Origin of the sequence: Sphingorhabdus lutea (genome assembly GCF_001889025.1) — a bacterium.
Taxonomy (GTDB): domain Bacteria; phylum Pseudomonadota; class Alphaproteobacteria; order Sphingomonadales; family Sphingomonadaceae; genus Sphingorhabdus_B; species Sphingorhabdus_B lutea.
The window spans coordinates 205,540-218,317 of record NZ_CP018154.1 but is presented as its reverse complement, the minus strand read 5'-3'; the positions used below and the strand labels follow the sequence as shown (position 1 = coordinate 218,317).

12 protein-coding genes are annotated in these 12,778 nt (G+C 47.6%); 6 read left to right on the top strand and 6 right to left on the bottom strand.

The genetic code is table 11. The features are described 5' to 3' along the window. The first annotated feature begins 238 nt into the window (after positions 1–238). Entirely contained in the window at positions 239–1,729 is a 1,491-nt protein-coding gene (locus LPB140_RS01145; RefSeq protein WP_083549805.1) for a WecB/TagA/CpsF family glycosyltransferase, read from the top strand. A 36-nt stretch (positions 1,730–1,765) separates the two neighbouring features. Here the strand turns inward: LPB140_RS01145 and LPB140_RS01140 are convergent, their stop codons facing one another. From LPB140_RS01140 to LPB140_RS01115, 6 genes are read right to left on the bottom strand one after another with little or no spacing between them, the layout of a single operon-like run. After that, positions 1,766–2,941, bottom strand: coding sequence for a CaiB/BaiF CoA transferase family protein (locus LPB140_RS01140; RefSeq protein WP_072558316.1), 1,176 nt, complete (start codon positions 2,939–2,941; stop codon positions 1,766–1,768). A 3-nt stretch (positions 2,942–2,944) separates the two neighbouring features. Next, positions 2,945–3,868 carry a hydroxymethylglutaryl-CoA lyase gene (locus tag LPB140_RS01135; protein ID WP_335682198.1) on the bottom strand — a complete coding sequence of 308 codons (924 nt, stop codon included), beginning with the start codon at positions 3,866–3,868 and terminating at the stop codon, positions 2,945–2,947. After that, positions 3,865–4,455 carry a 3-isopropylmalate dehydratase small subunit gene (leuD, locus tag LPB140_RS01130; protein WP_072558314.1) on the bottom strand — a complete coding sequence of 197 codons (591 nt, stop codon included), beginning with the start codon at positions 4,453–4,455 and terminating at the stop codon, positions 3,865–3,867. Before leuD ends, LPB140_RS01135 begins: the two co-directional genes overlap by 4 nt. Continuing rightward, positions 4,452–5,834 carry a 3-isopropylmalate dehydratase large subunit gene (locus LPB140_RS01125; protein WP_072558313.1) on the bottom strand — a complete coding sequence of 461 codons (1,383 nt, stop codon included), beginning with the start codon at positions 5,832–5,834 and terminating at the stop codon, positions 4,452–4,454. The genes leuD and LPB140_RS01125 overlap by 4 nt, the downstream gene beginning before the upstream one ends. Next, entirely contained in the window at positions 5,806–6,309 is a 504-nt protein-coding gene (locus LPB140_RS01120; RefSeq protein WP_072558312.1) for a DUF3598 domain-containing protein, read from the bottom strand. Before LPB140_RS01120 ends, LPB140_RS01125 begins: the two co-directional genes overlap by 29 nt. 46 nt (positions 6,310–6,355) lie before the next feature. After that, positions 6,356–7,726: an alpha/beta hydrolase gene (locus LPB140_RS01115; protein ID WP_072558311.1), complete on the bottom strand. Its 1,371-nt coding sequence runs from the start codon at positions 7,724–7,726 to the stop codon at positions 6,356–6,358. 96 nt (positions 7,727–7,822) lie between these two features. On the opposite strand from LPB140_RS01115, the gene LPB140_RS01110 reads away from it, so the two are divergent. The 5 genes from LPB140_RS01110 to LPB140_RS01090 are packed head-to-tail and all read left to right on the top strand — an operon-like array spanning position 7,823 to position 12,759. Beyond that, positions 7,823–8,497 (top strand): isochorismatase family protein, encoded by a 675-nt coding sequence (locus LPB140_RS01110; RefSeq protein ID WP_198024134.1) that lies wholly within the window; start codon positions 7,823–7,825, stop codon positions 8,495–8,497. Beyond that, positions 8,497–9,378 carry a polysaccharide deacetylase family protein gene (locus tag LPB140_RS01105; protein ID WP_072558310.1) on the top strand — a complete coding sequence of 294 codons (882 nt, stop codon included), beginning with the start codon at positions 8,497–8,499 and terminating at the stop codon, positions 9,376–9,378. Before LPB140_RS01110 ends, LPB140_RS01105 begins: the two co-directional genes overlap by 1 nt. Then, positions 9,375–10,289: a polysaccharide deacetylase family protein gene (locus tag LPB140_RS01100; protein WP_072558309.1), complete on the top strand. Its 915-nt coding sequence runs from the start codon at positions 9,375–9,377 to the stop codon at positions 10,287–10,289. The genes LPB140_RS01105 and LPB140_RS01100 overlap by 4 nt, the downstream gene beginning before the upstream one ends. Beyond that, positions 10,286–11,707, top strand: a complete 1,422-nt coding sequence (locus LPB140_RS01095) for an aldehyde dehydrogenase family protein (RefSeq protein ID WP_083549801.1) — start codon at positions 10,286–10,288, stop codon at positions 11,705–11,707. Before LPB140_RS01100 ends, LPB140_RS01095 begins: the two co-directional genes overlap by 4 nt. Beyond that, a complete protein-coding gene (locus LPB140_RS01090; protein ID WP_083549799.1) occupies positions 11,704–12,759 on the top strand; it encodes a zinc-dependent alcohol dehydrogenase family protein in 1,056 nt (351 codons plus the stop codon). The genes LPB140_RS01095 and LPB140_RS01090 overlap by 4 nt, the downstream gene beginning before the upstream one ends. The last annotated feature ends 19 nt before the right edge of the window (positions 12,760–12,778 follow it).

The following is a 12,778-nucleotide window of genomic DNA, read 5'->3' as shown; positions in this document are numbered from 1 at the left end:
CTACTTAAAAAAAACATGGCGGCGACGTGATTAATTCACGCAACCTGCCTTTGATTTTTAAAACGGCAGCGAAATATTTTTTTTAACGAATGCATGAAAAATCAAAGCCAAAGAGCATATGCAGAAAATAGCATATCATCGCTAAAATTTCGGGAGTTTTGGCCGTTTAACATGGTGAGCCAACAGCAAGGATGCTGTGAAATAATAATAATCTATATTCAAATTGGGGAGAATATAAATGCACGTCAAGGAGAGACAAAATAAAATAGACCGGCATGTAAATGTGGATTTATTGGATAAAAAAATCAGGGGCAATTTATTGCCAGAGGAAGCCAAAATTTTATTGGCACAAATGCCCACGACCGATCCATTTTATTACAGCCAATATTTTAAAATATTTGGGTTTAATTTATTGTTTCAATCGCCAAAAATTGCCGCACGAAATATTGTGGAATGCGCCCATACACAGCGCACAAAAACCATAAATTTCATCAATGCGCATTGTGTGAATATTGCCGCAAAGGATTCAGAATATCGTTCTGCGGTAAATAAAAGCGATCATTTGTTGCCCGATGGGTCGGGCATGAAATTGGCGGCAAGATTATTGGGCGAAAATATGGGCCCTAATTTAAATGGAACCGATTTATTCCCCTTAATCTGTGCGCAGGCAGAAAAGGAACAAGTGTCCATTTATCTTCATGGTGGAGCGCCCGGCATTGCAAGAAAAGCAGCCCAGGCCATGCAAAAAAAATATCCAAATTTGATGATAGCGGGAACCAGCAATGGATTTGACGATCATGCAGACACAGATAGCATCATTGATAAAATAAACCAATCAAGGGCCGGCATATTATTGGTCGGCATGGGTGTCCCGCATCAGGAAAAATGGCTGGCCCAGCATCGCCACAAATTGCGTGTTCCCGTGGTTATGGGCGTGGGCGGTTTATTTGATTATTATTCGGGAAATATTCCGCGCGCTCCGGAAATTGTTCGCAAATGGGGCGCGGAATGGATGTGGCGTTTGATGATGGAGCCGCGCAGGCTGGCCGGACGTTATTTGGTCGGTAATGTCAAATTTATAGCATATACATTCAGTCAATTTAGTTTTTGGCGTGGTTTGAAATTACAGGCATATTATCTCGCAAAAAGGGCATTTGATATTAGCGCATCATTGGCTGCATTAACATTATTATCGCCATTTTTATTATTGATAGCAGCGATAATAAAGGCGGAAGATCGCGGCCCTATTTTTTTCCGGCAAGTGCGCATTGGCCGACATGGCAAACCATTTCATATGTGGAAATTTCGTTCTATGTCGATTGATGCAGAGGCGCGATTGCAAAAATTATTGGCGCAAAGCGATCGCAAAGGCAGCGGTTTTAAGATGAAAAATGACCCCCGCGTTACAAATATTGGGGGTTTCATCCGTCGATATTCGATTGACGAACTGCCCCAATTATTCAATATTTTATCGGGCGATATGTCCGTTGTTGGGCCGCGCCCATCATTGGCGAGTGAAGTGTTAGAGGCATCGGCAGTGTCCCATGCGCGGCTGCGTGCGCGTCCCGGCCTTACCTGCAGCTGGCAAGTATCTGGACGGGCGGAAATCCCCTATGATCAACAATGTAATATGGACATTGAATATGTGAATAATCCTGGATTATTTCAGGATATAAAATTGGTGTTTCGCACAATTCCTGCCATATTATTTTCCAAAGGCGCATATTAAGTGCCGTAAATTAAGGGACGCAAATAAAATGGGCAATTATTCTATATCACCTGAATTTTTCATCGATAAAATATCGGCTGCATCATAACCCATTTGCGCCAATATGGAGGCGCTATCATCGCCCGCGCGTGGTAATGCGGCATGTTTATTGGGGCGCACGCCATCCATCATAATGGGCAAGGTGGGAAGTTGGGTGCTGTTGCCATCATCCAATGTAACATTTTCCAACCCGCCAGATGCACATAAATGCGGATCATCAAACATATCTTCTGGCCGGCCAATCGCCGCAAAGGGCAGGCCAGAACCGTCTAATTTATCGATAATTTCCTGTCTGGTAAAACCCATTATTAAATCGCGAATTTGCGGTATAATCCTGTCCCGCGCGGCCACACGGTCATTATTAAGCCGTAAATCCTCATCCGCCCATAAATCATCCAATGCAAAGATTTTGCAAAATTTCTGCCACAGGCTGTCGGTGACAACGCCAATGAAAATGGGCGCATCCTTTGTTTCAAAAACATCATAAATTGCCCATGCGGAAATACGCGCGGGCATGGGCGCGGCAGGCACGCCCGAAACGGCAAATTGCGCCATATGCTGCCCAACCAGATATAGGGTCGTTTCAAACAGGGAGGCGATAACCTTTTGCCCCCTGCCGCTATGATGGCGTTGTTCTATGGCGGCCAAAATGGCAATAACGCCAAACATACCTCCGGTAACGTCAATCACACTTGCCCCCGCGCGTAGCGGCTTTCCCGGTGGTCCGGTCATATAGGCAAGGCCGCCCATCATTTGTGCAACTTCATCCAACGCGGTGCGGTTTTCATATGGTCCGGGAAGAAACCCTTTTTCCGAACAATAAATTAAACGCGGGTTTTCGGCCGATAGGCTTTCATAATCCAGCCCCAATTTATCAAGCGCACCGGGGCGGAAATTTTCCACCAAAATATCGGCATTGGCGCATAATTTTTTTGCGATGGCCAGCCCATTTTCACTTTTCAGGTTCAGACAGATGCTTTTTTTATGGCGGTTATACATGGGAAAATAGCCAGAGCCAGACCCCTTTAACCGGCGGGTTTGATCGCCGCCAATGGGTTCAACGCGGGTGACATCTGCGTCCAAACTGGCCAATATATGGCCCACCGTTGGCCCCATGACCATATGGGTAAATTCAATGACTTTTAATCCTGATAATGGGCCGTTTCCTGTCATTATTTATCCTTTATTTCTTTGTTCCATGCCCAATGGAATGCCCGCATCGGGCGTAAATCCATAAAGGGGTTCATCGGGCAAGGCGGCGGCCAAAATGTCCCGCACGCGCAATAATTTATCCAAATCTATCCCCGTTTTGCATCCCATGGCGTTTAACATAAATGCCAAATCCTCGGTCACAATATTGCCAGAAGCGCCAGGTGCGAATGGACATCCGCCCAGCCCGCAAAGCGATGCATCAAATGTGGTAATGCCCGCATCCAATCCCGCCGCCACATTGGCAAGGCCAAGGCCGCGCGTATTGTGCAAATGTAATGTCGTCATTTTATCTGCGCCCACGGCGCTTGCGACTTTTTTGACCAGCCTTTTTACCTGCGCTGGATCGGCATATCCTGTGGTGTCGGACAAGCTAAATTCCATTGCCCCTGCATTAGCGGCAGCCTCGGCCAGATGGGCGACTTGGTCCTCATCCACCGCGCCTTCAATGGTGCAACCAAATGCGGTGGACAGGCCGACGGCAAAATGGATATTTGCCATTTTTGCAATTTGGGCAATTTCTTTTATTTCTTCTATCATTTGGGCATGGTTTTTGCGCAGATTTTTCATGCTGTGCGTTTCGGACATGGAAAAGGGCAGGGACATGGCATGAACACCCGCGGCCGCCGCATTTTGTGCGCCGCGAATATTGGGCACTAATGCCACGACATTCAACCCCTTTATCCCCTTGGCAAAACGGACCAATTCGGCGGTATCGGCCATTTGCGGCAAAAGTGATGGCGGCACAAAACTGCCCACCTCAATCTCTGTAACCCCTGCCTCAGCTTCGGCCTTTATCCATGCCTTTTTTGCGTCCAATGGCATGATGGCTTTAATGCTTTGCAACCCGTCACGCGGGCCAACCTCGCTGATTAAAATATCGCTCATCATGCTTCCTTAAAATAAATATAGGGCCGTTTGATTTTATCTTGCGCCAGCCATTTTTGGATGGAATTTTGATGTTTCATCGTCATGTCAATGGCGTCCAATCCCTCTAACAACATGGTTTTGGCCTCCGTATCTATGTCAAAATGGGTGTCATTGACACGCTGCTCTCCCAAATTAACAGACAATATTTGCCCCGCCATTTTGTGAATGTCATCCCGTTCCAATTGAATGGGCAAAATGCCATTTCGGATGCAATTATTGTAAAAAATGGGGGCGAAGCTTTCCGCGATTATTACCTTCATTCCATATTCGGCCAATGCCCAAACCGCATGTTCGCGGCTTGACCCACAACCAAAATTTATGCCCGCCAATAAAATTTGCGCCTGACCATAGTCTGGCTGGTTTAAAATAAAATCGGGATTTGGGGTGCGCGATGCCGCATCAATATATCGCCATGGCGCGAATAAACCGCTCGCAAAACCTGTCTTGCCCGTGCTTTTCATTTCACGCGATGGGATGATGGCATCGGTGTCCACATTATCGCGCAATAATGGCGCGGCGATGGAGGCGAAGTTTTGAAATGCTTTCATGGCAGGGCAATCCTACCTGCAATGGCGCTGGCCGCGACAATATCGGGGCTGGCAATATGGGTTTGGATATTTGGCCCTTGGCGGCCCTCAAAATTTCTGTTGGTGGATGATATGACGCGGCTACCCTCTGGAAAACTCTCCCCGCCTGCATAAAAACATAGCGAGCATCCGCTTTCGCGCCATTCAAATCCAGCATCGGTGAATATTTTGTCCAACCCCTCTGCCTCGGCTATTTTTTTCACTTGGGTGGAACCCGGAACAACCAAAGCACATACGCCACCGGCTATTTTCTTGCCCGAAATAATTGCGGCGGCGCGGCGCAAATCGGTGATACGCGCGTTGGTGCAGCTGCCGATAAAGGCGACATTAATGGGCAGGCCCAATATGCTTTGCCCCGATTTTAACCCCATATATTTAAGGGCGCTTTGGGGCGCATTTTCAGGAATAATATCATGTGCTGCTATGCTATGCTGCGGCGAAGTACCCCAACTTATCATCGGGGAAATATCTGTGCTATTTATATGAATTTCTTTGTCAAAAACCGCGCCTTCATCGCTTTTCAAATAACCCCAATCGGGTAAATTTGTTGGTGCATATCGCCGCCCGCGCAAATAATTTATGGTTTTTTCATCCGGCGCAATCATGCCGGTAAAGGCGGCAAATTCGGTGGCCATATTGCACAGGGTCATCCGCCCTTCCATGTCCAAATTGGTAACCGCATTGCCACAAAATTCAATGGCATATCCGCTGCCGCCGCCCGCGCCATATTGCGCGATAAGGTATAAAATCATATCCTTTGCGCCAACGCCGCGTGCCAGTTCGCCATTAAAATGAACGCGCATGGTTTTGGGTCTTGCCACCCGCAAAGTGCCGGTGGCCATGGCATGTTCCGCCTCTGATGACCCGATGCCCCATGCCAATGCGCCAAATGCGCCCTGTGTGCATGTGTGGCTGTCCGGCGCGATTATGGTGCAACCCGGCAGGACAATTCCCAATTCGGGGGAAATGACATGGGTGATACCCTGTTCCTCATCACCAATATCAAATAGGGTAATGCCTGCCTTTTTACATGCATCCCTTGTTTCGGTTATAAATGCCTGCCCCCCCTGCATCATTGTCCGGTCACTGCGTCCAATGCGCGTATCGACAATATGGTCCATCACCGCGAAAATGCGGCTGGGGTCAAGGGGGACGCGCCCTGCATTCGCCAAAGATGATAAAGCAGCCGCGCCGGTGCGTTCGTGCAGGAATATCCTGTCAATCGCAATCAACGCGGCTGAACCATCTTTGTCAACTGACAAATCGGCAATGATATGGTCATCCCATATCTTGCCAAATAAGGTTTGCGGATTAGGCAGCTTTGGCCGCCATTTCTGCATCAATTTTGCGCCAATCCTTGGTCACAAATGTTTCCTGAATGACGGTGCGGGTTTCCAATTTTCCGTCACGAATCCAATGCCATGTACGGCAACGTGATTGACCATCATCGGAAATTTGGATCATTTCATATAGATAAAGTGACGGATCGCCGGTGCGCTGCCAATATAACATCATGGTGCGATTATATTCATCCAAATCAACCGCCGACGCCCAACCGACGATAAGTTCATTGTCCCACCACACGCGGCCATCGCGATATGTTGCAGGGAAATCGCGTATATCGGTGCGCCCATCATCCCATGTATAATGGTTGGTTTGGTGATAGGGATATTCGGCATCATCATCCATAATCCGGCATAATAAACGGCTTTTATGCTGATCAATCATTTCATCCTTATCATTGAAATAGGTGTAAACCCCATCCCACACGCCTTCATGACGGGCCAATAATGGCATTTTTTCTTTTAAGCTCATGCTCTGCTCCATTGTTTAAGTTGTTCTTCCCTGAAACTTTTTTGCATCATGCTTTACCCCTTTGTTGGGCAGCAATATGCATTTGTTTTGCCGATATGGCGCGGATGCGGGCGCGATGTTTTTTGGCCAGCGCCTGTGGATGTAAGGCATTTGTGTCAATTTTCTTCGTATGGCTAGCATCTGCCAAATACCATGGCTTAAAAATTTGCTCTGCGCGGACAATTGCCCATGCTTTGGTCAAATAATGGCCGAACCTGTCGGGTGATAAATCGGGATATAGCATTTGTGCATCGCCAATTGGTAAGGGGGCGTGGTTTATTTCTTTTGCATTAAAATATGCCGCGACCTTATCAATCAGCTTTTGCCATATATCCCAATTTATGGGCGCATCCCCGCGCCACATATCGGACAGACCGTGGCCCGGCATATCAATGTGAATGGCATTTGGTTTTGCGCTGATGTCAATTTCCTCTCCCGCCGTATGAATATATATTTCACCGGAATTTTTATTGCCCTGCCAATGGATTAAACCATCAAAATCTTCGGTTATAATGTGGATAAAGCCTGCATTTTCATCCTCGCCCAATGGGCCATTTTCTTGATAGGATATGGAAAGAAGAAATTTTAAGCTGGCATCATAATGATCATCGGGCGTATCCACGCCAAATGCGGACCAGCTTTGCGGCATGTTGCCCAATCGTTCCAAATGTGATTGCAGCGGATCACCATTATAGGCGGTAATTTGCACCGGCGGGCTGTTTGTTTCGGGTGGGGGAATGTCGCGGCCCGCCCGCAATACCGCGCCATAGCCAAGGCGATATGCATCGCCGCTGTTCAGCATATCCTCTATAATCAGGCTGATTTTACTAACATCATCATGGGCGACTGGCATCCTATTTTCATCACTGGGTTCAAACCATGGAAAATACCAGCTTTGTTCCAATATCCTGTTCCATAGCCAGACCAAATGCTGCCCATATGGCTGTGGTGGATTTTGCGGAATATAGGGCGGGCCGATTTTGACGCGTTCTTCATCATTCCAAATGGCATAGCCGCCAATGGCAAGGCCGGCAAATTTTTCCATATGGCGTTTTAATGCGGTGACCAAAATGATTCCGCCGGAATGAAAGCCATATCCCAATATTTTTTTGATACCCACCGCGTGCGCAAATTCGACCATCGCATCGGCAAAATCCTCAATCTCTGGCGCGGGATGTGATAATGGGTCGCTATGCCCGAAACCAGGCAAATCTGGGGCGATACAGGTGAAATATTGTCCCCATTTTTGCATCAATGCATGATATTCGGTGGATGAACGCGGGCTTTGATGCACCATCAATAAATGCGGGCCAGAGCCACATTTTGCATAATGAACCCTGCGTCCCTCTATGCTGATATAATGACGTGATATATGCATCAATAAGTTGTCCGGACAAATTTTACTCGACTTCCTCTTATAACCTGTCATAGATATTGGCAAGCACAAGGTTAAAATAAAAATTGGGGAAGATATATGCTGGGCACAAAAATGATTAGCGATGGCAAAACCGCAAAACAAATATTTGAGGAGGTCATGGCCAATCCAGCGCGAAAGAAATTTGGTTTTGGCAAAAAATTGGCGATAATAAATGTTGATTTTCAACAGGCATATACACGCACAGATATGTTCGCCACCGCATATGAAACCGACCCAAGGCAGATAGAATATGCCAATAAAATTTCTCAATTGGCGCGTCAAAAAAACATGCCGGTTATTTGGTCACGCGTAGGATTTATGGATAATGCGGGCGACGCCGGTGTGTGGGGAACGCGCACCGATACGCCCGATTCGCTGCAAAATATTAAATATGACAGCGAACGCCACGCCTTTGACCCCCGATGTGATATTCACGCCGATGATATGCAATATACCAAAAGAATGCCGTCTGCATTTTTTGAAACCCCATTGGCCAGTTATTTGACATTTCATGGGGTGGACACGGTGGTGGTTACGGGGGGCAGCACATCGGGATGTGTCCGCGCCACGGCGGTGGAGGCTTTGTCGCGTGGATATCGCACCATCGTGCCGATTGAAACCACGGCGGATAAGCATGAAAGCTATCATTATGCCAATTTAACCGACCTGCAATTAAAATATGCCGATGTTGAACCGGTGCAAATGGTCATTGACTGGTTGGAGGCGCAATAATGAAGGAAGGAGCAGCTGACCCCGAAATTTATGAATTCAACCCCTATCGCAATCGGCCCAAAATAACATGGCCGGATGGGAAAACATGCGCGGTGTGGGTTGCGCCCAATTTGGAATATTATGAAATTGACCCGCCGCTTCATCCACAAAGAAAGGCATGGGCCAAGCCGCATCCGGATGTGGTTGGATATGCACATCGTGACCATAGCAACCGTGTATCGCATTGGCGCATGGCAGAGGTGATGAGCAAATATGGCTTTGCAGGATCTGTATCCTTATCGGTCGCACTTTGCCAACATCATCCCGAAGTGGTGGCTGATGGCGTGGCGCGTGGATGGGAATTTTTCAGCCACGGTATTTATAATACAAGATATTGTTATGATATGGATGAGGCGCAGGAGCGCGCGATTATAGAAGATTCAATTAAAACGGTGGAAGAAGCCACGGGCCAGAAAATTCGCGGATGGCTTGCCCCCGCATTAACCCATACGCCGCGCACATTGGACCTTATCGCCGAATATGGGCTCGATTATACATGCGATTTATATCATGATGATCAAATACAACGGGTCATCACAAAATCGGGCAATTTGGTCTCCATCCCCTATAGTTTGGAGGTGAATGACCATTATGGTTTTTTTGTTTATAATATGAGCCCGCGTGAATATGCCGATACCCTAATCCGGCAATATGAAAGGCTGGCTAGCGAAGGGGAGGCATCGGGCACGGTGATGTGCATCCCGCTTCATGCATATTTAATTGGCCAACCGCACCGTATTGGCCCATTTGAAGAGGCGCTTCGATATATTGCCAATGATGGCCGTGCATGGATTGCCCGTGCGGGCGATATTGTGGATGCATATAAGGGGCAAATAAAATGAGTTTAGACCCGAAATATATAGAATATCCACGCCGCCAATATGGATATGATCATGATATTTATCCATGGTCGGCCATGCACCAACGGCCCGCGATAAAATGGGATAATGACAAAAAAGTCGCCATATGGATATGCGTTAGTTTGGAATATTTCCCCATCATCCCCAATGATGCCCCCTTTCGTGCGCCGGGGCATATGGTGACCCCCTATCCCGATTATCGGCATTATACATCGCGTGAATATGGCACGCGAATTGGCATTTACCGATTATTGGATGCGTTTAAGCAGCGGGGGATAAGGGCTAGTATAGCGGCAAACAGCATTATTGCCGAAAAATATCCCGCATTGGTTGAAGATATTTTGGCCGATGGGCATGAAATTATCGCCCATTCAACCGATATGAACGCAAGCATTGCCAGCAATATGGATGAGGCGCAAGAACGCGCCATCATAGAACAATCATTGGAAATTTTAACCAAGGCAATTGGTGAAAAACCAAGCGGATGGCTGTCCATTTCGCGGTCACAAAGCTGGCGAACGGCGGATATTTTGACGGAAAATGGGGTGAAATATTGCTGTGATTGGGTGAATGATGAATTGCCCTATCGCTTCAATAATGGCCTTATCAACCTGCCCCTAAATCATGAAATATCGGACAGGCAGATTATAAGCGTGCAACAACAATCCGCCAATAATTATGCTGCGTCGATGATGGATGCATTTCATTGGTTGCATGGGGAGGCGGCGCAATTTGGCGGCCGGTTGCTGCCATTACATATAACGCCATATATTATGGGCCTGCCCTATCGTATTGGTTCATTTGAAAATATGCTTGATAATTTGTTAATGCAGGATAGTGGTTTTTTCACAAGAGGGGACGATTTGGTCCGAATATGGGAAAAACAGCAATGAAAATTATCAATCCGCGCACGGGTAAGGCCGATTATGAAATTACGCCAATAAAGGATGATGCATTAAAGTCATTAACCCAAAAAATGCGTGATGCTCAATATAATTGGGCGGCGCGTAAAGTGGAAGAGCGAGGGGCGATTTTGGAAAAATTGGCGCTGTCCATTGAAAAACATGGCGGCGATATTGCCGCTGCGCTTACCCTTGATACGGGCCGACGCAAAATTTCGGTGATTGAGGTGGATGGCACGGCAAAATTGCTGCGCCGGTGGGCGGCCAATGCGCCGGAAATTATCGCGGCGGCAAAGGGCAGGGAAAACCCAACGTCCGTTCCAAATATTAGCACAAAAACAGCGTTAAGGCCCTATGCCTTAATTGGGGTGATTAGCCCATGGAACTTCCCCTTAACCCTTGCCTTAATTGACGCTGTTCCCGCGTTAATGGCGGGTTGTGCGGTCATTATTAAACCATCGGAAATAACCCCGCGCTTTATCGCGCCATTATTAACCGCGATAGAGGATGTGCCGGAATTGCGCGATATTTTATGTGTGGTGGAGGGTGACGGGCAAAGCGGCGCGGCAATGATTAAATATGTCGATTATATCGCCTTTACCGGTTCGGTCGCCACGGGGCAAAAGGTTGGCATGGCCGCCGCAGAGGCATTTATTCCCGCCAGTTTGGAATTGGGCGGCAAAGACCCCATGATTATTTTGGCCAGCGCTGACCCCAAAAAAGCAGCCAGCATCGCCCTTCGCGCGTCCATTGTGAATAGCGGCCAAGCATGCCAATCAATTGAACGTGTTTATGTGGCCAAAGAAATTATCGCGCCATTTATGGATGCGCTTATCGCACAGGCAGAGGCGGTCGAATTAAATTATCCCGATATAAATAAGGGGCATATTGGGCCATTTATTTTTGGCAAACAGGGCGATATTGTGCAGGCACAATTGGATGATGCGGTTAAAAAGGGCGCGGAAATTTATTGTGGCGGCACGGTGGAAACTTTAGGTGGCGGCAAATATTTACGCCCCACAATTATTGGTAATATCAGCAGCCAAATGGATATTGTGGCGGAGGAAACATTTGGTCCGGTCATTCCCGTTCGCGCCTTTGATAATATAGACGAGGCGGTGATGATGGCAAATCACAGCAAATATGGCCTGTCCGGCGCGGTAATTGCGGGCAGTTTGGACGAGGCAGAGGCGGTGGGCCGGCGGTTAAATGTCGGCGGTGTGTCGTTAAATGATGGATCGTTAACCTCCATGATATGGGAGGCCGAAAAATCCAGCTTTGGCCTTTCCGGCATAGGGGCAAGCCGCATGGGCGACAGCGGCATTTTACGCTTTTTCCGCAGGCAGGCCATTATTTTACAAGGCGGGGAGGCTGCGCCTATTGCCGCATTTGCGGAAAATGGCACATGATGCGGGCATATGAAATTGGGGCGCAAAACGGATTATATGATTTATGCCTTGTAAATCGTCCCGCACCATTGCCTAAAGCCGGGGAGGTGCGGATTAGGGTAATTGCCGCCTGTTTAAACCACCGCGATTTATTGATATTACAGGGCAAATATGGCCCGAAGAAACCGCATGATATTATCCCTTTGTCCGATGGTGTCGGTGTGGTTGATATGGTGGGCGAAGGCGTTGATGACGCCATAAAGGGTAAGCGCATCATTGCTCCGCATTTTGTAAATTGGACGAGCGGGCCATATAATCCGGCGATTTTCGCGCAGGATTTGGGGGTAAGCCGCCATGGCTGGCTGGCCGAATATATCATCATACCCGCCACTGCTGTTATTATATTACCGGACAATATAAATGATGACAGCGCGGCATGCTTGGCTGCCGCTGGAACAACGGTTTGGCACGCATTATCGGCATTTGGCGAAGTGAAGCCGGATAATGAAGTGAAGCCGAATGATAATGTGAAATCTGATGAATTGGTGCTGACCCTTGGCACGGGGGGGGTGTCAATTTTGGCGTTGCAAATTGCAAAGGCAATGGGCGCACGGGTGGCGATTACCTCATCATCAGATGAAAAATTGGCAAAATGCACATCACTTGGCGCGGATATGGTGATAAATTACCGTGACAATCCCCATTGGGATGAAATTCTGTTGGAACAAAATGGCGGCATGGGCGCGTCCATGATTTTGGACACCGCAGGGATGATGTCGTTGGAACGCACATTAAATGCCGCCGCGCCAAATGGTAAAATAGCCATGATAGGGGCACTTGCCGGACAATTGGACCATGCGCCCAATTTATTCGCGATTATCGGCAAAAATTTGACGATAAAGGGCATAACATCGGGCAGCAGGGATATGTTGGCCGAGTTGGTTCATCATGTCTCAAAACATAATATCACACCCATTATTGACAAAAAATTCGCCTTTGACGATGCATTGGCGGCATATGAATATTTGGCGGCGGGCGACCATATGGGCAAGTTGATGATTAAGATAAGCTGATGATTTTATTATAGACGGC